The organism is Pantoea sp. JKS000250, from assembly GCF_003201065.1.
In the GTDB taxonomy this organism is placed as follows: domain Bacteria; phylum Pseudomonadota; class Gammaproteobacteria; order Enterobacterales; family Enterobacteriaceae; genus Pantoea; species Pantoea vagans.
This window is the reverse complement of the sequence record NZ_QICZ01000001.1, coordinates 17,054-37,913: the sequence shown is the minus strand read 5'-3', so window position 1 is coordinate 37,913 and position 20,860 is coordinate 17,054. Positions and strand designations below refer to the sequence as shown.

Below are 20,860 nucleotides of genomic sequence, written 5' to 3'. Positions count from 1 at the left end.
TCCCAATGTCATCACTATTTTCTTAAGCAGTTTCATAAGTTAATAGCGTTGCTGAAAGAGAAAGGAGATCCGAGTGTTTATTAATAGTGCTGGTGGCCCCGCCAGAATGGAAACAGAGAGCCTTAGCGACTTCGAGTTTATTTCTCTTATGCTCGAATGGCTTCATGCCGAAGGTCTTTCATGCAATTCTCACTCAATGATAACCGCACCATTAACGCAATCATTACCCGACTTACCAATGAAGACCTCGACATTATCCGAAAAGAGGTTGAACGGCTCCATTCCTTAAAATCCTTCAACCCTTTATTTTCTGCAATCGCAGATTACAACCCCTCTGAATTTACACCTCAGGCTCATGACTGGCTTGATATGAGTGACGTTGATTTTCAGATAATGGTCTCTGAATTTTTTTGGGATGCGCTCACCTTTCGCGTCACTCGCGAATATGCGATTGGGATTTTTCTTGATAGAGACGCCAGGGAGGAATGATGGAACCTGGCGTTTATTTTTCTATCAGTAATGAGGACTACCATCGCGGCGCCGGTATCAGTAAATCACAGCTCGATGATGTTGCGATCAGTATGGCCGTTTATCAGTGGCGAAAAGATGCGCCAGAAGACGATGAAAAAAAAGAACCTCTGATCATGGGAACGGCTCTTCATTGTGCGTTGCTTGAACCTGATCAGTTTTCATCGCGCTTTGTCTGTTCGCCTGAATTTAACCGTCGAACCAATGACGGCAAGAAAGAGGAACAACATTTTCTTGCTGATATGCGAAACCAGGGAAAGTCTGTTCTTAGTCAGGAGAACTGGCGCAAACTCTCGCTAATGCGCGATTCAACCTTTGCGCATCCCTCAGCAAAATGGTTACTGAATCAGGATGGCCATTGTGAGGCGTCAATGTACTGGAACGATAACGACACAGGCGTTTTGTGTCGCTGCCGACCTGATAAGTTCTTAAATTCGATGCCGGTCATCATTGATGTGAAGAAGGTGAGCGAGATTACCCGTTTTCCACGACACATCGCTGAGTTTCGTTATCACGTTCAGGACGCCTTTTATCGTGAGGGGTTTAAACAGAATTACGGTGAAACACCTATGTTCGTTTTCATCGTGGTAAGTGAATCGATTGAGTGTGGTCGCTATCCGGTCAGGGTCTATTCACTGACACCCTACGACGTCGAGGTCGGAACTCACCTCTTTCGTTCTGACCTGACGCGCTTTGCTAAGGCAATCGAGACAAATGATTTTGGCGGTATAGAGGAAATTTCTCGTCCCGAATGGGATAAACGGAGTGATTTTTTATGAATGATGTTGTTGTTCACGATCCATCGAATACGCGATCAGCCATTTTTTCGCCGACGACACTTGAGAAACTTCAGGCTTTCGCTGAGCAAATGGCGTTAAGCCGTGTTTCGATTCCTAATCATCTTGTCGGAAAGCCTGCTGATTGTCTTGCTGTGGCGCTTCAGGCGGTTCAGTGGAACATGAACCCGTATTCAGTGGCGCAAAAGACGAGCGTAGTAAATGGTCAGCTCTGTTTTGAGGCTCAGCTCGTTAACGCAATCGTTACCAGCTCTCACGCTGTGAGTTCACGATTCAAATATAAGTACGAAGGTCCGTGGGAAAAATATCGACCTGGCGATCGCAGCGCTAGCGCGGAAAAAGGACTATGCGTCAGTGTTGGAGCTGTTTTGGCAGGTGAGAGCGAAATCACCTGGGGTGAACCTCTCTATCTTGAGTTCATCAAGGTCCGAAACTCACCGCTCTGGATTACAGCTCCCAAACAACAGATCGCTTACCTTGCTGTTAAGTATTGGGCGCGCCTCTTTGCGCCTGATGTCATCCTGGGCGTGTATACGCCTGATGAAATTGGACCAAAAATCGAACGTGATGTTACGCCTGTTGAGGTTCCAAAAACAGCCTCTGATCTCAATGCTGTCATCAATCAAACGCCTGTCGTTGAAACGAAGTGGATCGATAAAGAGACGCGCACACCTGGTGAGCTGGTGGACTCTTTCTGTGACGCCGCACCTCGTGCGAAGACAGTTAAGGATCTAAATCAGTTTTACTCTTACTGCTCTCAGCACATCGAAAATGAACCTAATTTGATGATTATTGCAACAGATGTTTATCAAACCTGCCTCGCCAATTTTACAAGCGACAATACTTCGAAGTCTTAAAATCACCATCTGAAAATTTCCTGAAAAAAGGCTTAGATCGGTAATTTTTTTCCGTTTTTTTTAGCGAACATGTTGTTCTTTTTATCAAGTAGAGCTTTTTGAGGGTAAAAAATGAACAAGCTTCTCAATCGTTTCTCATGGGACGATCTGAAGATCATTCAGGCAATTGGAGAATACGGGAACCTCTCTCGCGCCTCAGCTTTTCTGGATATAAACAACTCTACTTTGTTTCGTCGTCTTGGGGCGCTTGAGGAGTTGTTAGGCTTGCCATTGTTCTTGCGGACCCGAACTCAGTATGTACCAACTCATGCCGGAAATGAGTTGATTCAGTTAGCGCAAAGCATGAAAGATCAGTTGAAATGCGTACTAACGAATGTCACTGAGGAGGTGCGTGGTTATGTTGGTGAAATCCGCATAGCGACAAACGACGCACTTCTTCAGGATTATCTTACTCCGCTCATTGCAACATTCTCTCTCGAAAACCCGCAAATCAGTTTCTTTGTGAGCGTGGGAAACGAGGAGGTGAACCTGGAAACAGGCGGCGCTGACATTGCGTTTCGAGCTACAAACCAGGTTCCTGATCATCTTTCCGGTCGAAAAGTTGGGATCGCAAAATGGGCGATTTATGGCAATAAATCAGAATGGGAAGGCTCAACCCTCAGCGTTGACCAACTCAAGGTAAATCGCTGGCTGGGTTTCACACCCTCTCTTTCTCGTCTCCGGGCGCACAAGTGGATTGAAGCTAATGTAGACAAAGAGAGGATTGTTTATCGGGGCGATTCAGTTCTGAGTATTGCAAGTGCGATTCATAATCGTATGGGGATCGGTCTGATGCCTGTAATGCATTCTCGCCATTATGATGACCTCGTTCGCCTGAGTCCGGTCTTTCCAGATATTGAGGAAGAACTTTGGTTTCTCGCTCACCCGGAGGTAAGGAAATCCGCAAAGATCAGGGAATTCATTAATCACTGTGCGGAATATATCGCTAAGCATGAAGACGAAATATTTCAGGATGGTTCCGCATAGATTGACACGTTTTCTAAGCCGCCTGTCGTATCTTGAAACTTCAGGCGGGTTCTAAAGAAATCTTTCAATTCTGCAATTATGCCGCATCTTACAGGCGATTTTTGAAAGTATCTCTTTTACCCCCCCCTCTTTAGAATCCGTTTGTTGATGTTCTCCATAATAATAAAACTGGAAGTGTCGTGAATTTACGCCTGAACGCATCCGTTCAGGCTTTTTTTTGCTTCTAATTTCCCTAAACCATACGGATATGTCAATTATTATCATTTCATGTGAATTTGGTTTTATTTTGTACAAGACTCGCCTCCTTACCTGTTAAATAACAATGTGTTCATCTGAGCGAAAACTATCTTTATTTTTCAAAGTTGTTTTTGCAAAAGTGAAAGTACATTTATGAATAAAATTAGTTATAGTTCTTCCCGTCAACAAGATGACCTCCAAATAAGATTCTTGTAGACCTAATTTTATAACCACTAATAGTAAGGAAGTCACATGACTGATATTAAAGCTGTTGCCGTTGAGCCTAAGAACCTTCTGAACCCGCATAACCACGCTTTAGTTCTGCTGGATCATCAGTCTCAGATGGCTTTTAACGTAAAGTCAATCGACATCGGTTCTTTACGTTCTAACACTGCAATTCTTGCAGAAACCGGCAAGGCGTTTAATGTTCCAACCATTATTTCTACAATCAGCCGTAGTGATTTCGCGGGTCCGGTTTTCCCTGAGGTCTCTAAAGTGTTCCCGAACACGAAGAGCTATATCAACCGCACCACTTCTGACGCGATTGAAGATCAGAATTTTGTCGATGCGATTAACGCAACCGGCAAACAGCGTATCGTTATCGCTGGTCTGTGGACCTCTGTTTGCCTGAACGGTCCGGTTCAAGGGCTGCTTGAGCAAGGTTTTGAAGTCTATGTAGTTGCTGACGCCTCAGGCGATATGTCTCATGAGGCTCACGTTATGGCGATGCATCGTATGATCCAGTCTGGCGCTGTGCCGATCACTTCAACTGCCTACCTGCTGGAACTTCAGCGTGACTGGGAACGTAAAGAGACCTATCCGGCAACTATGGAAATATCACAGGCTCATTCAGGCGCGTTCGGTATTGGTATTCAGTACGCTTACGATATGGTTCACGGTAATCGCGGCATCGAATAAGCCCGATACCTTAGCAACGTTTTGTTTTCCCCACCAGGGAAGGAAATAAAACAAAAGGTAGTCTCATCCTCTATTATTTTGTTTTCCCCCGCTTCGGCGGGGTTTTTCTCGTTCTGAAACCCGGATAACACTCTTTCTTTCATGCGCCCGTCTCTGACGTTCTGGCGCTTTTTGTCATGGAGTTAGATTGATGAAGGCTTATATTACTTTGCGCGAGTGGAATGAACGTCAACCAAAACCGCGTTCAATTGAACAGGTCAGGCGCTGGGTTCGTTCCGGCAAACTGTACCCTCCCCCTTATCTTGATGGAAGAGAGTATTTGATTCAGGAAACGGCGGTTAAAATAAATCCGAGCAAACCGAAACAATTTGCTTCAGAAAATAACAAGCTGATACTAAGAGATCGCATCAGGAAGGATCGCAGATAACACAGTTTAAACAATAGCTCTAATCGGTTTTTTCTCATTCAAAATCGCTCAGTCTGATAAATTATTTTCTTGACAGATGGGATGATTCATTCTTTTGTAAAAGAGAAAACTGTTATGGAAGAAGGATATTACAAGTTAACAATGGTTGCATTAAATGGAACCACCATTTCAATAAGAGTATTGGTCCGTGACGGTCAACTTTTAGGACAAGCTCTGTCTTACAACGTTTATGGCTCAATTCATCATGATTCTGTGTTACTCGGCGTGTCACGACTGGGTTCAAATAAACGCTCTCCATTCTTAGGAGATTTTCAATCATTCCGCTTCACAGGAAAAATTGAAACTGCTCCCTTCGGTTATGCCATTAATCTTGATGAAGATTGTGAGTTACCTGTAAATATCTCCTTTACCGATTATTCAGAACTGAAGGAATGATAATGGTTGATGGAATTTATAATATTGTCGTGACAAACAGAACTGGTCAATTAGAACGTTTCCGTTGTGGCATCACTGATTCAGAAATTACCGCCTGGAATGAAAATTATTATTTGTCAGGCACTATCGGATATTATAACTCTAATATCCATTTTAAGCGGTCAAGTACGGCGCAAGAAAAAAAAAGCTTTTTAATCTCAGATTATGACGATTATTCTTTTGAAGGTTTCACGACTGTTCATAGTGATGGATTCACCATTGTTCAGCCAGGAGGATTAGAACTGGTCATTGTTGCCATTGAGAAAGACGGCTCAGTAATCATTTAAACGTGGAAAATTTTGTTATGAATATGATCAATCCAACAAACTGTTCAGGGTCCATTCTCTTTCCTGAAAAGGGAAAAGAAAAGGCAAAGATCACAAGACTTTTTACGCGGCCTGACCTTTGGAAGATAAAATCAAGCCTAAACGTCACTGCCGAACAGCTGGCGGTTTGCTTAGGTGTTAGCCCATCACTTGCTAATGGATGGCTGAACGGTACACGAAAGCCAATAGGACCAGCTCGTAAGCTGCTCCTTCTGCTTGAGGGCGATCCTTCCCTTGCAGAAAAACTTAAAGCTTTATAATGCTTCAGCCAGTGACAGGCGCTATGTATCAGCGTCTGTCTGATTTTAAAAAACCTTAATTATTAATAGATTAAAGAAGATAGCCCCCATATTTTAACTTATATGGAACAAATAGCCCTTATTGTTTACATACCTTAGGTTAAGCTAACGATAAAAGGGAAACTGATATGAACCTTCCGAGCTTTCGAAATCCGTTTGTTAAACGCCAACCCATTCTTACTGAAGTTAATCCTCCGACATCAAACGTTTTTAATAAAAATAAACCGCTCCCCTCTCTTCCTTCAGAACCCTCTTCTCTACTCAGCAAAGCTACGCTCAATAAAAACCAAAAAATTGAATTCATTGAAAATAATGAAAATCAACCTATCACTTCTCTTCTTAATAAGACCGTTGGGAACCCCTCTTTATCATATCAGTTGGCTTTAAGCTCTGATGATCAGACACGACAAATTTTATTAGACAAAAAAGGAAGATTGATTTCCATTTCATCTGGTGATGAAGGCATGATAGGAATCACTCATAGTCAGAAAAAAAAGGAATGGGAACAACCAAAGAGTTCAGGTTTTTTTCACAAAAAAAAACCTCAGTCTGTTGATGTTTCTCTCATTAACGAGTTCGTCAAAATAGGCCATGAAAAAATTACACTCCCTGATAAACTGCTCACTGATTTCCTGACTGATTCAGCCTCGGATAATTCTTGTCGCTATCGATTGCACATGAAAGCTTTATATAGCTTTGATACTCCATCTCAGAAATGGGTCAAAGTAAATGCAGCGCCTGAGCGTCACACTCATCTTTATTCCGAGCCTGACAATAAGGTGTGGTGTGTAAAAGATGAAAAAATTCTTGCCTGTCTCTCACCTGATTCAGCCGCTACCCCTCCAATCCCAGCGTTCGAAAATAAGATTGAACACTTTTCGATCAGCCGTGAAGGACATGCTCTTGTTCAGACAAACAATGATGACGATAAAATTCAAAAAATCTTCTGGATAGAGGATGTCAGTCGCCCTGCTAAGAAAACTGAACTCTCATTGCCACCTCGCTACAGCTGCCGTAAAACAGCGATAGTGAATAAGACTGTCATGGCCATAGATTATCGTGGAGGTTTACAGTGTGGACCTTTACCCAGCGCTTTCGACCCAGTTCTTCATCTCGATTCAGGAGCGATGAATGTCCTGACCCAGCGCATCAACCAACAGATTTCAAGCGTCATTGGTCCGGGGTTTCGGATAGATGATATTGGTCAGGTGAAAGAAAACACGATTCGCTTCATCGTGAATGATGCGCAAGATCAAAAACATTACCTCACAATGAAAATTGATAATCTTGATGCTTCGGTTCTGAGCGCCTGGAATGTCTCAGACTCGCTGATCATTGATAACCAAAAAGGGCTTGAGCCTTTTACACCTGATTTACATAACATTATTGATCTCGAAAGGCTGGGTAAAATTACCGTCTTTGATAAGCGACCCTATTTCTACAATCCAAGATCTCAGCACTGGGAACTGACGAATGAGGAACGATCCGACCGAGTCAAGCTGTCTGTTCTTCATGCCGGTCTTGATGGTCAGCCCTGGATGTTAAAAGACGGGAAAATCAAAAAGCTAAAAATACGGGAACATTCTCAGAAACAGTCCCATTCAGATCATATTTTTGCCCTTCATCAGCTGAAAAAAACGGTGAGTGTTGATCGCACGATCCCTGACATGGACGCCGACCATCACCTTACAGATTTCGCCGCTGCCGATGTAAATAACGTGGTCTCGATCAATGCGAATGGCGGTATCAATTTTCACACCCAGCTTTCAAATCGTGTCATGACAAACCACCAGCTGAGTGAACAAATTGCAATCCCCGATTTCAAACCTAAAGCTGTCGCTATGACCAGTGATAAAAGTCTTCTTCTGTTAGGTGGCAAAGGCGAACTATTTTCTCTTTCAGAAGAAAGCTGGATGAACGGAAAGGTTTCGCCTTTGATACCTCTTCTTCCACCCTCGGGAACCGATAATAAGCTTGTTGAGTTGGTAAGTCTTCATACAATCGGACCTGGTAAGATTGCTGCTCAGGATGCATCAGGTAACAGCTGGCGATTAGAGAGTCACCGCTGGGTCTCACTTGAGCAACATAAACCGGTATCTTCTGTGATGGATGCTGTTTTTAATGACCTCGCCAGAGACGACCACACGAAAGCCATTCCTGGGACAGGAATCAAAGTCAAAGCACACTCACAGCTTTTAAACATGGATAAGCACCATAAGCTTAAAACGAAGTTCAGTGATCGTCTCGATTCTTTTGTTTTCCGTCCGACGATGGAATGGCCGCGACCGCTCAAAAATGTCGCCTATGGTGTTCAGCATAGCTTTAGTGGCCGTGAGGGGCTAAAACCCGTTTATCAAATGCAATCCGAGTTACTTTCACGTCTAAATGAGGTCAGTCAGGACGATCAACAGGAATTCCTTAAGCCGCTCTCTTTGCGCCTGAAGGAACTGAGACCGATGGCCACTAATGGAGCTGAACTAAAGCTGATGGAAGACATCTCTGATCTGACTGACCTTCTCGCGGTCAGCGTCACCCATCACGCTAAAATCATCGCTCAACATTATGGGATTCTGGATAAGGATTTCAGACAACGCGTCCGGCCATCATTAAAAAGGACAAAATCAGGTTTACTGAACGTAGCAAGTTCGCGCTCGACAAACCTCACGCAACAGCTTTCCTCTTCCCTGAACATGTTTCCGGCTGAGCTGAATAACGAGGCTGGAAACCTGTTCAGTTCAATGGTTGAGCATAAAATCATCTTGAACCATCAGAAGGAATCCGTGCCGGCTTCAATGCAACGTGATGTTCATGACGATATTGGGCTTATCAAATCCCGCTTGATTCATGATGTGCTGACGTTGCGTGAGTTTCATCGTCTGATGGGTGAAATCGAAACGGCGATGAAAGAGGACGTTCGTCGTCCTGAGTTCATCAATGAAATGATTGAGAAAACGGCCAACCTCAGGTTCGGGGTATGGGAATCGAACCCTGTTAAGGGGATAACCGATATGGGATTCAGCAATCACTCTGGCCTGGAGTCCACCTACGATGCAATCAGGCAAATGGTTAAAGCATTCAGTAAAGAGAATCATGGCGTTAACGTCACAGCGAGAACAGTGATGGATGTTGAGGATTCTGAAGGGCTTGAAAACAAAATGATTGATTCGCTCAGGTCGATGGAAACCAATGAAAGCATGGGCTTTACCCGAAGCTATGGGATCACAACGGCGGTATCGAGTTATTTCAGCCGCGCTTTATTTGTCAGTGCTGGTGCTACTGGGCGTGTTGGGCGTGGTTATGTGATGAATATTTCTCGTTCTGAAACAGGATTTAATCTCAGCTTTTCAAAATCATCCTCAGCAACCGGTGCCGTTCAGCTGGGTTTAGTTGATAACGTCCTGGGCGATTTTGATCATTCGCATCCGATTTTTCTCGATGACAATGACACTTTACCGATGTCAAAAACTGCGCTGGTGGGGGGGATGGTATCGATGACAGCGCGAAAAGGTACGGCTAATCGAATGGGTTTTCACGTAGGGGAACATGAAATTCAGTCCTTTATTCATCAACTGATGTCGGGCGAACTCGACCCGATTGAGCTGATGGGGCGTGGAACAGGCCACAAACAAACACGTTCGTCAGCCAGGAACTTTAATCTTTCTCTCGCTGCTGCCGCACATGTTTATATCACCTTGCCTTTCGATCTCAATCACGAACAACATCATTCGGCCATTGGTCGAGCAAGAGTCTCCGCTATGGCCGGGGCAAGTGTCGCGAATCTCTCAATGAGTAAGGATAAAATGTCCACGAGCGCTGGCAAAGGCAAAGCCATATCGGATAAAGGCTTTTCAGTGATGGACAGATTTGATGTCGCGGCCCAATTCGCCTTACCGTTTGGCCCGAGGATTTTAAGCAGTGATGAAAGCAATAACTTTACTGGATATATTAACCCTTCAGCTGACTTTCACGCGACCGTTAACAATCGAACTCATCATAAACTTAAGGTTGAGTTTGCCAATCCGAAAAAAATTACCACTCCTGCAATTGATCTTATCGCTGCAAAACTTGAACGGTACTTCACCGATAACGCTTCAGCTCAGTTACTGATCAATCTGCAACGCAAATCACCTGAAACTCCGAATCTTTCAGGCGTTCAGAAACTGAAAATCCTCAATACTCATTTTTCCCAATGGTATCAGGATACAGAACCACATTCCCGATTTGATGAACTGAAGGGGATTGGACCCAAAGCCGCGTTACTCTCTCTACAATCACTCGTCCGACAACAAGAGGCATACGACAATAAGGACCAGGTGATCGCAGCTGCTGAATATGAATCATCCTTTAAAAATCTATCTCGTCTTGACCATGCCAGTTTGTGTGAATACCTCTCAGGGCTGGTGGGTTTCAGTAGGTCAATTCACACTGATCGCATTAAAGCGATGATGGAGAATGATCACCAGCTGCGTGAGCTGATTGACCAGCTCAGGCTAAATCCTCACGCTGTGGCTTCTGTCTCTCTGGAATTCAACACGCAGACTCGTGACAGGATTGAAAAGGAATGGTTAGCCAGAAAACTGACTCAGGAGGACATTCATGAATTACTCAAAGATCGCGAGAATGTCAGGATCAAAGCGATAAGTTTCAGTCAGACTGCCAAAAAATCAGATGGGTTTACCTCTCCAAACTTTATTTTAGGTGGTTCAAACTCAGCTTCAGTATCCTTAACTGAACAGCTTGGAAGCGTGCTCTTTCACTATCCTGATGATAATGATGAGGTTCCTGTGTCCTATTCACTTAAAGGAAGGATTGTTTCACAGCAGAATGGGATTTCAACGGCTATGGATTCTGCGCAACGGGCCGGATATGTGGTGAGAAAAATTAATTAATAACTGAAGGGGTCTTTCCAGACCCCTTCTTCTTTTTCAAGGCGCTCATAAATAAAATGAACGGAATTAGCATATCGAATACGAATTTCGGCAATACGTGGATTATTCCCTGTGTTATACATACCAACTATATTCCAGGATCTTCCGTATTTCCTGAAAAATCCATTCAATACCCAGGCTCCTGCCGCAACGCAAACACAGGGTTCCTTTAATAATCGTTGTCGCGTGATCCCAAATCGTTTGAGTTCTTGAAAGTGACTTGAGTTTATTCCCATCATGCAAACATCTTCGGTATGATTTTTGTTGCCATTATTAATCGCATGGTTATAAAGATTTGATTCTTTGTCTGCAATCGCCCTTAACAACAAAGGTTCAATATGAAATTTCTCGCCGACTGTTTTGAAACAATCCGCTTTGGCATTCGGTGATAATAATAAAAAAAAAGACAATGTCAGATTCAACACTTTAAATCGCACTTTTGGCTCCTCTTTAGTTTGTTTAATAAGTGAAGAAAATGACGATTCAGTTCCTGTAAATCCCTGTAAACCACCCTCTTTCACCAGGCTGTATGAACTACTACAACGACATTGATTCAGGCGCGGCCTCATGGCTGCGCCAGTTAATAGCAATGGAACAAATCCCACCAGGATATATTGATGAACGATCAATCACCGAAATCCGCCCCTCAGACCTTATCGGCTTTACACAATGTCATTTCTTTTGCGGGATCGGCGGCTGGCCATATGCCCTGCATCTCGCCAACATCCCCGAGACTTTCCCGTTGTGGACGGGAAGTCCTCCGTGCCAGCCTTTCAGCGTGGCTGGACGAGCACGAGGGAAAGACGATTCACGTCACCTGGCTCCGGCCTTTCTCGACCTCATCTCAGAGTGCAAACCTCAATTCATCTTTGGGGAGCAAGTTGCAGCAGCGATTACCAAAGATCACTGGGCAGATTCTTTACTCATTGAACTGGAGGAAGAAGGTTACGCCAGCGGGTTCGCCGTTTTACCAGCTTGTAGCGTCGGCGCACCGCATCAAAGAAACAGAATGTTCTTTGGCGCTTACGACATGGCCCAGCCCATGCGCTCAGAATGGTTCGGTGAACGGCCACACGGACTGGCGAAAAGTGCTGGCGAGGAAACACAATCGTCATCAGACCAATTTGCAGGACATCGTGATTCTGTCGAGCTGGTCAACGCCTACCGCGAACGACTGGAAAGGGAGTGGCGCAACCGTGATCCGCAAGGATGGCAAAGATCGGACGTTCGACAGACTGGATTACTCGACCGAACATGGATTAAAAGGTTGTGCAATCAGGATAAAAGCTTCTGGAGTGATGCTGACTGGATCAGCTGCCGGGATGGAAAGTTTAGGGCAGTTGAACCCAGCACATTCCCGTTGGCTTATGGGGTTCCCGAAAGAATGGGACGATTGCGGGGTTATGGGAATGCGATTGTCCCGCAAGTCGCCGCCGAATTCATTGATGCTTTCCTGAAATCGATCCCTGGCTGCGACTTTTCTTTTCTGTCCTGAGGATTTCTGGAACCGGAACCCGATTTTCATAACCTATTAAATGCCGCGTCGAGCGGCATTACCTCACCTTTAAGGACAGGCATAATGAACATTTCACAAACAAATAGCGATTATTCGCATTCAGGTATCGACGATAATCAGCTTCGTTTAGCTGAACCGCCAATGATGAATCAACCCCCTTCTCAGACAACAAACGCACAAGGGGGAACTTTGAGTTATGGAGATGCGACAATCCAGAGTCCTTTTAATCCGGTCTTGAGCGGACAAAATTCATCATCGCTTCAATCTTCGATGTCGCAAGGTTCCTCACAGTCTCAAGGTATGATGGTAACGATTGAACAATATTTCATCCAGTTCTTACAACAGCTTCAAGCCTTGCTCGGAATGTCGTCAGGACAAACCCAGCCTTCTTCCAGTCCTTTACCTTCACTTTCATCTGATGCTGGCTCAATGCTGCCTACTCTTCCAACCAGCTTACAGGGGCTGAATCAGACGCCCGCAGTTCGTCTGGTATCAACAGGTACGACGAATACTGATACCTCTATGAATACCTCAGATCCTGACCTCCAAAAGCTGATAGACAAATTCGGCACTGATTATCAGGCCGCAAGTCAGGCTACGGGCGTTCCGGCGAAGTTACTTATCGCACAAACGATGCAGGAATCAGGCGGAGATGTGAATGCGACATCAACAAACCCAGGAAACGGGAAAACCGATACCGGAATGAACCAGATCAACCCTGATACTTACGCCGCGATGCGTGCTGAACATCCTGATAAGCTCGGGGCCAACATCAGCGATCCAAAAAATCAGATTATGTGTGCCGCGCTGATGTTGCAGGAAGGGAAGCAAAAATTCGGTTCTTATGATGCCGCGCTTCGTGCTTATAACTCAGGCGATGATCAGGTTGATGTTAAAAATCTCTCGAATGTTACCCTGGGGGATCCGAATTATGTTAATGAGGTTAATGGTTACGCCAGTAAATTCAATTAAATCTTAAGCGATCTTCGGATCGCTTTTTTTTGCGTTCTAAAAATTAACTCTCAATCTGTGCGAAAACAAAAGATCGATTATTTATTAGAAATAAAAATCTCATAGATTGAGGAATAAAAATAGCTCAAATTATTCATTATTTTTGTTGTGTCTTTATTTTCCGCGCCAATTAATACGATACAAAAAGTAAAAAATATTTCTAAAACCTCCAAAGACCACAAAAGAACAACAATTACTTCCCCCTAATAAATTGCTTTTGGCAACAACAAGCCTTTGATCCCTCTCCTGTTCTTCTTAAATCCTTATCTTTGTAATGATTCTGAAATGTTTCAAGGACTTTGTCTGTCTTTGCGAATAAACAAATAAGGAGTAATTCCTATCGGCTTATGATTATGGGTCGTGATAGCGTCAGGACCAGAAAATAATCAGCGGAGAGTAATGCGCTTGAACAGGAACAATCAGATAATTATTCAGCCTGCTCAGGGACGATCATCGGCTTATTTCACGGAAGATTTAACGCGCTGGATTAACAAACTCGCTCCACTCGATATTGATTTTGTGATTGAAGGAGAGACTGGAACCGGAAAGGACACGTTCGCCCGTCACCTTTATGAACAAAGCGAGCTGAGTGGACCGTTTATCGGGATCAACTGCGCCGCAATCCCTGAACAGCTGGCTGAGGCTGAGTTCTTTGGGGCGGTGCCGGGTGCGTTCACAGGCGCAAATAAAACCCGTATAGGCCACATCGAATCTAGTCACAACGGAATATTATTTCTCGATGAAATCGATTCAATGCCTCTTTCGCTTCAGGCAAAGCTTCTTCGGGTCATCGAAACACGATCCGTTATGCCACTCGGGAGCACTGAAACGACCCCTGTGAATCTCAGGGTTATCGGAGCGGCACAAACGCCACTTAATGAGCTTGTCGAATCAGGACTGTTTCGCCGTGACCTCTATTTCAGACTGAGCACAATCAAAATTTCGCTTCCAGCCATACGGGACAGAGTGGATGTCATCATTCCTCAATTTGTCAGGTTTGCCGCTGAAGCGGCGTTGACGTTTAAGCGTCCGCTTCCAGCGATGAATCCTGCCCTGACTGAATCGCTTCTGATGCATTCATGGCCTGGTAATATGCGTGAACTTAAAGCCGCTGCGATGCGCTTTGTCTTAGGGATTACGCCACTTGAGACAATCCGAAAGCCCAGGTCCTGGACACTTAAGGAACGAATGGCCCGAATCGAGGCGTGTCTTATTAAGGATTGTCTGACTCGTCATCATGATCAGGTTAGCCAGGCAGCTGACGAATTAGGGATCCCATCGCGCACGCTCTACAACAAACTTAAATCACTGAATTTGATTGGGAAATAAAAAAATTCAAATAAAGATGTGGAACCGAAATCTGATTCAAACCACTCACTAAAGGAATATTTCGATATTCAATTCAACATTTTAAAGGAGAACTCAGTATGTCAGTCACCTCAACAGGCGTTTCAACCGGCGCGGCGAATGCTAATGCCGATATGTTTCAATCTCAGATGGACGCAATCGAGGCTAAGTCAATGCAGAACACGCTAGATAAAGCTGAGCGCGATGTTAAAGACGCCTACGTTTCAGGCTATCAGAACTCGATCACCACAATGATCAGTTCGCAGAATACCGATAAGATTAATTTCTAATTCATGAGGAAGGTCTTCGGACCTTCCTGAAAGTGAGGACAGATGAATATTTCAAATTCCACCAGCCCATTATTCGCCAGTCACGTTGATTTGTCAGTTACCAAACCTGATTCCCCTACTGCCAGTGATGCAAATTTTTTTAGTCAGTCTCTTGATCAGGATACTCAGAACGTTCAGAACGATGGTCTGCTTCATCAGGCTTCAGGAATGTTCAATCAGATCAACAAAGAAAAAAATCATATCGATACTTCTCTTCGTCGTGCCGAAAAGACAACCGATCCGATTGCCATGAACAAGGCAGAAAGTCAGCTTTCGAACTATTACCTTGAAAATATGATGAACACGAAAATTGTCTCAAAGGCGGTTCAGAGCCTGGATAAGATCACCAGTCTCAATTGATATTATGAAACGTCTCATGCTTGCCCTGTTGTTAATGCTGCTTTTAGGGTGCGATTCGCAGGTGATACTTAACAGCGGCCTTAGTGAATCTGACGCGAACGACATCATTTCTGAGCTGGGTCATTACAATATCATTGCTGATAAACAGATTGATAAAACTGGCGTGACATTGCTTGTCAGTCAGCCCGACATCGACCGCTCAGTTCGTATTCTTAATGCTGCCGGATTACCCCATAAATCCCGAACTAACCTCGGAGAAATGTTTCAAAAGAATGGGATCATTTCCAGTCCTCTTGAAGAGCGTGCGCGTTATATTTATGCACTCTCCCAGGAACTGGAATCTACCTTGTCACAGATTGACGGTGTGGTATTGGCAAGAGTCAGTGTCGTTTTGCCGGAGCGCGTTGCACCTGGCGAACCCGTCCAGCCAGCAAGCGCTTCAGTTTTTATCAAATACACATCAGAACTTGATCCTGATGCAATTCGTCCCAGGATTCGACAACTCATTTCAGCCAGCATACCGGGATTAGCCGGGAAATCAGACGATGCGATTTCAATTGTTTTCTTTCCTGCTGTTAGCTATCAGGATTCGATTCAGACTGTCGCATTCGGTCCGATAGTGATGAAACAAACCACATTTTCTTCACTAAAAGTGGTTGTGCTGGTGAGCTTCCTTGTCTTGATTTTAGCTATTGGCGTGCTGTTCGGATTAAAACTTATCAGAAAAAAGAAAAGCCAAAGCACAGATTTAACGGTGACACATGATTGATCCCGATGACTGGTTAAAATGGTGGCGAGCTGGCTTTGTCGCTGATATTCATAAAAGCTGGAATGAACTACCGTGGTTCAGTTTAAATGAACAAGAAAAGACGATTTTCTATCAGGACGCTCCCGCCGTTGTTCGCGGTTTATGCAATATTCCCAAAACTAAACTGACAGAACCTGATGACAGAGTTTTGCGGTTCATTGATTTTTCGCCGATGCGTCAGCAGGCGTTAACACGATTGTTCGCAGCATTATGTAACTGTGATTTTGGTTATCTTTCTGCTCATGATCAGAAATGGTGTGATCGGATTACCAAAGGGATTCGCCCTCAGTCATTTTTACCAGCAGGAATAGACTATTGTGAACCTCAATATCATCTTTCCCTTTTGAAATCGTTCTTTCTGCCCCCAGTCTGGTCGCGTTTAAGACTTCGATTTTATCAGGCTGATATTCTTCTTGCAGAAAAGGATCCTTTGCTTTTTGACTCGCCTTATAAAAAACGACTACTTGCGTTGTTTGATTCAGCGTTATGGCGACTTGATAAATCATGATTGATTTACGTGAGATCAGGATTGAATTTGAGGTTAATCTGATTGAGGATGTTTTAATTAAATCAGAAACCTTGACTGAACAGGATTCAGCAAAAAGTTTATTCGAACAAACTGAGGAATATTGCCAACAGCAAATAAAGGAAAATGAAATTATAATTGCTGAGAAAACGCGTGAATTTGAATGTGATCTTAAACTGCAAATGAAGAACTCATTATCTAAGCTGGAATCAGATTTCCTGAGTAAGACAGAAGAGTTTTTTTCATTGCTTGAATCATCCCGTCTCGATGAGGAAGAGACAATTACCCGCCGTGCAAAGTCGTTTATGCATTCGCTTTTTAACGCGATGTTTGATGCAGTTCCTGATGATGAAAAAATCAATGCTGTATTCAGACAGCTCTCACGTTCCGCTGACAAGCATGAGGCCGCGACACTTTTTATCCATCCCGACACACTGAATCGAATTCCTGAACTGACTTTAGCTGTTTCTCATTGGGACATTTCCCCCACTGAAAACCAGCCGCAAGACGAACTCATGCTGAGGACGGCAAAGGGAGAATTTTCTTTGAGCTGGCGCGGTTATCAGCATTACATCCTTTCCAGACTTAACTAAGGAATGATTATGGCTAACATGCTCGACATTCAACATCGACTTGATCACCAGCTCTCAGACGCCAGTCATGAAGTGCTGTCTCTGGCGCAATCGATGCAGGGGCAATCTCCAACGATGGACGATCTCTTTACGTTCAAAAATGCCCTTCGAAAAGAGGCTGTGTCGAATCTCGCCGATAACCAGCTTTCATCGCTGAAGCACAACCTGACCCGTTCAATCATCGAATCTATTAGCTGAATTTTCAGGCAGTGGTGACGCTGCCTTATAAAGGGAACCTCAGTGTTAAAACGTTCATCACGATTTATCAGACTGGCAATCCTGGCAATGAGCGCATCAGGGTTTAGTATGCCGGTTGTTGCTCAAACGCCTCAGAGCTGGTCTGAAGGGGCGTATGCTTATGCAGCGCAAAACACATCGCTCAAAACTGTTCTACAGGATTTCGCGGCAAGCCATAGCGTAAGCCTGAATATACCGGCCGGATTTGATGGGAATGTTGATGGACGTCTCCGGGCAGATTCACCGACAGATTTTCTGAATCGCCTCGGTCTTCAGTTCCGGTTTCAGTGGTTCGTTTATAACGATACGCTTTATGTCAGTCCTCAGTCTGACCAGATTTCAAAAAGAATAAAAGTGTCTGCTGATGCAGCGCCGGATCTGAAGCAGGCGTTAACTGATGTTGGGTTACTGGAGCCAAAATTTGGATTCGGTGAGCTTCCAGACGATGGCGTTGTGATCGTGACCGGCCCGCCCTCTTATGTGGAGCTAGTCCAGGATTTCAGTGCAAAGGATAAGGACAAAAAACAGAACAAAGAAATGATGGTTTTCCCTCTGAAATATGCCGCTGTTGCCGACAGGAATATTCAGTATCGCGATAAAACTATTCTTGTTCCAGGTGTGGCCACCATACTGGGCGAACTGTTAGGACAGCGAACCGGAAAATCTGCGAGCGGCATTCAGCAGAGTCAGAATAATGGCGATGATGGTTTAAAAGGCAGAATGGAGCAGCAGATCCGGGACCAATCCGATTCTATCCTGAACAGCCTCGTGAATTCTCAGACCGGAAAAAAAGATGATGACGAAGACGAAGACGCTCTTCATCCGTTTGTGTCTGCCGATGTCAGAAATAACGCGCTTCTGATACGCGATGACCCCAGCAAACGCGATGAATATCAGTCATTAATTTCACAGATTGACGTTCCTCAAAAGCTCGTCGAAATTGACGCGATGATCGTGGATGTAGACCGCAAATCGATGAATGAACTCGGAGCAAACCTTCGGGGAACTTTCGGGAATATCACAGCGGGGTCAACTCTCTTTCGCGGTGCGAGTTCTTTATTCGTGACGGATTATAACAGATTCTTTAGTCAGATCCAGGCACTGGAGGGATCAGGAAACGCTTCTGTTGTGGCTAACCCGAGCATTCTCACACTGGAAAATCAGCCAGCTGTGATTGATTTAAGCGATACAGCCTTTATAACGGCGACTGGGGAACGTGTCGTTGATATTAAGCCTGTCACAGCCGGGACGAGTTTACAGGTTGTACCTCGCGCCATTGGTCAGGGTCAGCATCAAACCGTTCAACTGATGGTTGACATCGAAGACGGTAAAGTTGATCGCGATGATGATAATGTTGCGACCGGCGATCAGAAAGTCACGATTTCTACCCAAGCCCTGGTTCAGGAAAATGGTTCGCTCGTCATGGGAGGCATTCACAGCCGCGAGACAGGCGATATTAACCATCGGATCCCGATTTTGGGTGACATTCCCTATGTTGGCCATCTATTTTCGTATCAACGCCATGAAACAAGTCAACGAGAAAGGCTGTTCATAATCACGCCTCACCTTATCGGCGATCAGGTTGACCCTACTCGTTATATTTCATCACAGGACCGCTCTCAACTTGCCTCAGAAATGAGGGGCATTCATGATCGCCAGCAATATTCAGCAATGCGCGGCACGATTGAAAATGCCCTCCGGGATTTAGCTGAAAACAAAGTGCCTGACGGTTTTGAGTCGGGTGGCGAGGGAGTGAATTTGAATCAACTTTGTACGTTACCACCTGGCATTGTGTTTGATCATTCCCGAACCGAATGGTTCAACAATAAGACAATTCAGTTAACAGTAGGTTTAATCAAAAATGTGACTACTCACCCAGTTCGTTTTGATGAATCCGCTTGTTCAGATGACGATGTGTTATCGGTTGCGGCCTGGCCTACATCACAGCTTCAGCCAGGACAGAAAGCGGAGGTCTATCTTGCTTTCCGATCTCGTGGTGAGTCTCGTCGTTCGCGTCCCTCTTTACTTGTCTCGCCCCCTTTTCTGATCACTCGGGAGAACTGATGTTCAGGTTTAGCCTTTTAGGTTTTATGGCCATGATCCTCTCAAGCTGCGCCAGTCATGATAATGGTTGTGACAATACAAGTTGCCGTCCCTTATCTGATCCACATCATCTTGTAATCTGGTGGCCACAATCAATGCGCGAGGGCATTCAGAGTTATTCGAAAATGCCTGTTCGATAAAAATTAAAGGAACTGAATACAGCAACTTTTAACTTAATTAGTGCCATTTTCTTTTTTCACAAAGAGGTATATATAATGCACTCGTTCGGAAGTTTAGGTTCTATGCATTTTAAAACGAATCTCACTGATCGCGATGTTGATTCATCTAACAGCATGAACAACGGTCATCTTCTCAACCTGAATAATCGTGATGATGTTTCAAACGGCGCGGGATTGTCCTCGCCCAGCAGCATCACTGAATCTTTATTCAATGGTAAATTAAGAAATAATCTTTTTGAGGGTGCTCAATCCGATAGTTTCAGTCAGGGACAAGATCTCGGAAATCTCGGTTTGTCCATGTGGAATAACTCAAGCACAAATCCTGTTTTGCAAGGGGCTGAACCTGGCGGGGCAAGTATGGGCGCGACTGTTCCTGAAAGTCATATGATAAGTGTCATTGAACAGGTTCTGAAACGGATGGGAATCAATGCCCAACACTCTGTGTTTAACCCCAACCAAAACCCGGCACTGATGGGCGCGTTTTCAGACGGAATGTCCGGCGCTTTAACAAATCGTTCTGTTGAAAGTCAGCCGTTCCCAGCTATGAGCAATACACCACAAAGCTATAACCAGCTGGGGAGCAATTTTGGACAGAACCTGAACGTCAATCTTGCGAATACTGCGATCAATAGCTGCGTCACTAACGGCACAAATAACACTATTGGCGGAGATAAAGACACTCGCGAAATGATCGGTCAGTACATGGATCAGCATCAGAACGTTTACAGCAAGCCAGAAACCAGCGACGGCAAAGACACCAGCTGGAAAACTGCGCTCTCAAATCAGGACCAGCTTTCACAAAACTCTTTGGCTCTGGTGAACATTGCCCGTCAGGATCTGGTTTCCGCTCTTGAAGGCGGTAACGTTGGTGCGAATCATCCGGGCAAAGATGTTTCTCATGCGATGATGAATGCTGATGCCGGTCAGACAAACATCATGATCGCGCAACAGCAACGCCAACTGTTTATGACTGTATAAGGTCGTCATCAGAAACG

At 44.6% G+C, this 20,860-nt stretch carries 23 protein-coding genes; 22 read left to right on the top strand and 1 reads right to left on the bottom strand.

Translation table 11 applies throughout. The features are described 5' to 3' along the window. Positions 1 to 180 precede the first annotated feature (180 nt). The 10 genes from BY447_RS00205 to BY447_RS00170 all read left to right on the top strand — a co-directional run bounded on the left by BY447_RS00205 (position 181) and on the right by BY447_RS00170 (position 10,778). Entirely contained in the window at positions 181 to 489 is a 309-nt protein-coding gene (locus tag BY447_RS00205) for a hypothetical protein (protein ID WP_097097504.1), read from the top strand. Then, positions 489 to 1,307: a PD-(D/E)XK nuclease-like domain-containing protein gene (locus BY447_RS00200; RefSeq protein ID WP_097097505.1), complete on the top strand. Its 819-nt coding sequence runs from the start codon at positions 489 to 491 to the stop codon at positions 1,305 to 1,307. Before BY447_RS00205 ends, BY447_RS00200 begins: the two co-directional genes overlap by 1 nt. Next, positions 1,304 to 2,182, top strand: coding sequence for a RecT family recombinase (locus BY447_RS00195; protein WP_097097506.1), 879 nt, complete (start codon positions 1,304 to 1,306; stop codon positions 2,180 to 2,182). The genes BY447_RS00200 and BY447_RS00195 overlap by 4 nt, the downstream gene beginning before the upstream one ends. Before the next feature lie 111 nt (positions 2,183 to 2,293). Then, positions 2,294 to 3,208 (top strand): LysR family transcriptional regulator, encoded by a 915-nt coding sequence (locus BY447_RS00190; protein ID WP_097097507.1) that lies wholly within the window; start codon positions 2,294 to 2,296, stop codon positions 3,206 to 3,208. 489 nt (positions 3,209 to 3,697) lie between these two features. Then, a complete protein-coding gene (locus BY447_RS00185) occupies positions 3,698 to 4,363 on the top strand; it encodes a hydrolase (RefSeq protein ID WP_097097508.1) in 666 nt (221 codons plus the stop codon). Positions 4,364 to 4,553: 190 nt separating this feature from the next. Further along, complete coding sequence (locus BY447_RS00180; protein WP_097097509.1) at positions 4,554 to 4,790, top strand: excisionase; 237 nt, start codon at positions 4,554 to 4,556, stop codon at positions 4,788 to 4,790. Positions 4,791 to 4,904: 114 nt separating this feature from the next. After that, complete coding sequence (locus BY447_RS23085) at positions 4,905 to 5,225, top strand: hypothetical protein (RefSeq protein WP_141400263.1); 321 nt, start codon at positions 4,905 to 4,907, stop codon at positions 5,223 to 5,225. A gap of 2 nt (positions 5,226 to 5,227) precedes the next feature. Further along, positions 5,228 to 5,551 carry a hypothetical protein gene (locus BY447_RS00175; protein WP_097097510.1) on the top strand — a complete coding sequence of 108 codons (324 nt, stop codon included), beginning with the start codon at positions 5,228 to 5,230 and terminating at the stop codon, positions 5,549 to 5,551. A gap of 17 nt (positions 5,552 to 5,568) precedes the next feature. Further along, complete coding sequence (locus BY447_RS23080; RefSeq protein ID WP_097097511.1) at positions 5,569 to 5,850, top strand: helix-turn-helix domain-containing protein; 282 nt, start codon at positions 5,569 to 5,571, stop codon at positions 5,848 to 5,850. A 167-nt stretch (positions 5,851 to 6,017) separates the two neighbouring features. Continuing rightward, entirely contained in the window at positions 6,018 to 10,778 is a 4,761-nt protein-coding gene (locus tag BY447_RS00170; protein ID WP_097097512.1) for an AvrE-family type 3 secretion system effector, read from the top strand. Here the strand turns inward: BY447_RS00170 and BY447_RS00165 are convergent. Then, a complete protein-coding gene (locus BY447_RS00165; RefSeq protein ID WP_320204503.1) occupies positions 10,775 to 11,254 on the bottom strand; it encodes a lytic transglycosylase domain-containing protein in 480 nt (159 codons plus the stop codon). The two genes, BY447_RS00170 and BY447_RS00165, sit on opposite strands and share 4 nt — an antisense overlap. A gap of 92 nt (positions 11,255 to 11,346) precedes the next feature. On the opposite strand from BY447_RS00165, the gene BY447_RS00160 reads away from it, so the two are divergent. From BY447_RS00160 to BY447_RS23070, 12 genes are all read left to right on the top strand, one after another. Further along, complete coding sequence (locus BY447_RS00160) at positions 11,347 to 12,312, top strand: DNA cytosine methyltransferase (protein ID WP_097097513.1); 966 nt, start codon at positions 11,347 to 11,349, stop codon at positions 12,310 to 12,312. An 84-nt stretch (positions 12,313 to 12,396) separates the two neighbouring features. Further along, a complete protein-coding gene (locus BY447_RS00155; protein WP_097097514.1) occupies positions 12,397 to 13,305 on the top strand; it encodes a transglycosylase SLT domain-containing protein in 909 nt (302 codons plus the stop codon). A gap of 438 nt (positions 13,306 to 13,743) precedes the next feature. Beyond that, positions 13,744 to 14,673: a sigma 54-interacting transcriptional regulator gene (locus tag BY447_RS00150; protein WP_097097515.1), complete on the top strand. Its 930-nt coding sequence runs from the start codon at positions 13,744 to 13,746 to the stop codon at positions 14,671 to 14,673. A gap of 98 nt (positions 14,674 to 14,771) precedes the next feature. Then, a complete protein-coding gene (locus BY447_RS00145) occupies positions 14,772 to 14,981 on the top strand; it encodes a hypothetical protein (protein WP_097097516.1) in 210 nt (69 codons plus the stop codon). 42 nt (positions 14,982 to 15,023) lie between these two features. Next, positions 15,024 to 15,380, top strand: coding sequence for an EscI/YscI/HrpB family type III secretion system inner rod protein (locus BY447_RS00140; protein ID WP_097097517.1), 357 nt, complete (start codon positions 15,024 to 15,026; stop codon positions 15,378 to 15,380). Between the two features lie 4 nt (positions 15,381 to 15,384). Further along, entirely contained in the window at positions 15,385 to 16,149 is a 765-nt protein-coding gene (gene sctJ, locus BY447_RS00135; RefSeq protein ID WP_097097518.1) for a type III secretion system inner membrane ring lipoprotein SctJ, read from the top strand. Next, the gene (locus tag BY447_RS23075) at positions 16,142 to 16,696 is read left to right on the top strand and encodes a hypothetical protein (RefSeq protein ID WP_141400264.1); all 555 of its coding nucleotides are present in this window, start codon (positions 16,142 to 16,144) and stop codon (positions 16,694 to 16,696) included. The genes sctJ and BY447_RS23075 overlap by 8 nt, the downstream gene beginning before the upstream one ends. Next, a complete protein-coding gene (locus BY447_RS00125) occupies positions 16,693 to 17,307 on the top strand; it encodes an HrpE/YscL family type III secretion apparatus protein (protein WP_097097520.1) in 615 nt (204 codons plus the stop codon). The genes BY447_RS23075 and BY447_RS00125 overlap by 4 nt, the downstream gene beginning before the upstream one ends. Before the next feature lie 9 nt (positions 17,308 to 17,316). Next, the gene (locus tag BY447_RS00120) at positions 17,317 to 17,544 is read left to right on the top strand and encodes a type III secretion protein HrpF (protein WP_097097521.1); all 228 of its coding nucleotides are present in this window, start codon (positions 17,317 to 17,319) and stop codon (positions 17,542 to 17,544) included. Positions 17,545 to 17,631: 87 nt separating this feature from the next. Further along, a complete protein-coding gene (gene sctC / locus BY447_RS00115; RefSeq protein ID WP_097097522.1) occupies positions 17,632 to 19,647 on the top strand; it encodes a type III secretion system outer membrane ring subunit SctC in 2,016 nt (671 codons plus the stop codon). Beyond that, on the top strand, positions 19,647 to 19,826 hold the full coding sequence (gene hrpT, locus BY447_RS23435; RefSeq protein ID WP_097097523.1) for an HrpT family type III secretion system protein: 180 nt from the start codon (positions 19,647 to 19,649) through the stop codon (positions 19,824 to 19,826). Before sctC ends, hrpT begins: the two co-directional genes overlap by 1 nt. A gap of 75 nt (positions 19,827 to 19,901) precedes the next feature. Next, a complete protein-coding gene (locus BY447_RS23070; protein ID WP_141400265.1) occupies positions 19,902 to 20,843 on the top strand; it encodes a hypothetical protein in 942 nt (313 codons plus the stop codon). The last annotated feature ends 17 nt before the right edge of the window (positions 20,844 to 20,860 follow it).

Bases quoted from the DNA above. Each gene is read 5' to 3' on its own strand.
- BY447_RS00205 (WP_097097504.1), top strand. From the start codon at position 181: ATGCAATTCTCACTCAATGATAACCGCACCATTAACGCAATCATTACC.
- BY447_RS00200 (WP_097097505.1), top strand. From the start codon at position 489: ATGGAACCTGGCGTTTATTTTTCTATCAGTAATGAGGACTACCATCGC.
- BY447_RS00195 (WP_097097506.1), top strand. From the start codon at position 1,304: ATGAATGATGTTGTTGTTCACGATCCATCGAATACGCGATCAGCCATT.
- BY447_RS00190 (WP_097097507.1), top strand. From the start codon at position 2,294: ATGAACAAGCTTCTCAATCGTTTCTCATGGGACGATCTGAAGATCATT.
- BY447_RS00185 (WP_097097508.1), top strand. From the start codon at position 3,698: ATGACTGATATTAAAGCTGTTGCCGTTGAGCCTAAGAACCTTCTGAAC.
- BY447_RS00180 (WP_097097509.1), top strand. From the start codon at position 4,554: ATGAAGGCTTATATTACTTTGCGCGAGTGGAATGAACGTCAACCAAAA.
- BY447_RS23085 (WP_141400263.1), top strand. From the start codon at position 4,905: ATGGAAGAAGGATATTACAAGTTAACAATGGTTGCATTAAATGGAACC.
- BY447_RS00175 (WP_097097510.1), top strand. From the start codon at position 5,228: ATGGTTGATGGAATTTATAATATTGTCGTGACAAACAGAACTGGTCAA.
- BY447_RS23080 (WP_097097511.1), top strand. From the start codon at position 5,569: ATGAATATGATCAATCCAACAAACTGTTCAGGGTCCATTCTCTTTCCT.
- BY447_RS00170 (WP_097097512.1), top strand. From the start codon at position 6,018: ATGAACCTTCCGAGCTTTCGAAATCCGTTTGTTAAACGCCAACCCATT.
- BY447_RS00160 (WP_097097513.1), top strand. From the start codon at position 11,347: ATGAACTACTACAACGACATTGATTCAGGCGCGGCCTCATGGCTGCGC.
- BY447_RS00155 (WP_097097514.1), top strand. From the start codon at position 12,397: ATGAACATTTCACAAACAAATAGCGATTATTCGCATTCAGGTATCGAC.
- BY447_RS00150 (WP_097097515.1), top strand. From the start codon at position 13,744: ATGCGCTTGAACAGGAACAATCAGATAATTATTCAGCCTGCTCAGGGA.
- BY447_RS00145 (WP_097097516.1), top strand. From the start codon at position 14,772: ATGTCAGTCACCTCAACAGGCGTTTCAACCGGCGCGGCGAATGCTAAT.
- BY447_RS00140 (WP_097097517.1), top strand. From the start codon at position 15,024: ATGAATATTTCAAATTCCACCAGCCCATTATTCGCCAGTCACGTTGAT.
- sctJ (WP_097097518.1), top strand. From the start codon at position 15,385: ATGAAACGTCTCATGCTTGCCCTGTTGTTAATGCTGCTTTTAGGGTGC.
- BY447_RS23075 (WP_141400264.1), top strand. From the start codon at position 16,142: ATGATTGATCCCGATGACTGGTTAAAATGGTGGCGAGCTGGCTTTGTC.
- BY447_RS00125 (WP_097097520.1), top strand. From the start codon at position 16,693: ATGATTGATTTACGTGAGATCAGGATTGAATTTGAGGTTAATCTGATT.
- BY447_RS00120 (WP_097097521.1), top strand. From the start codon at position 17,317: ATGGCTAACATGCTCGACATTCAACATCGACTTGATCACCAGCTCTCA.
- sctC (WP_097097522.1), top strand. From the start codon at position 17,632: ATGAGCGCATCAGGGTTTAGTATGCCGGTTGTTGCTCAAACGCCTCAG.
- hrpT (WP_097097523.1), top strand. From the start codon at position 19,647: ATGTTCAGGTTTAGCCTTTTAGGTTTTATGGCCATGATCCTCTCAAGC.
- BY447_RS23070 (WP_141400265.1), top strand. From the start codon at position 19,902: ATGCACTCGTTCGGAAGTTTAGGTTCTATGCATTTTAAAACGAATCTC.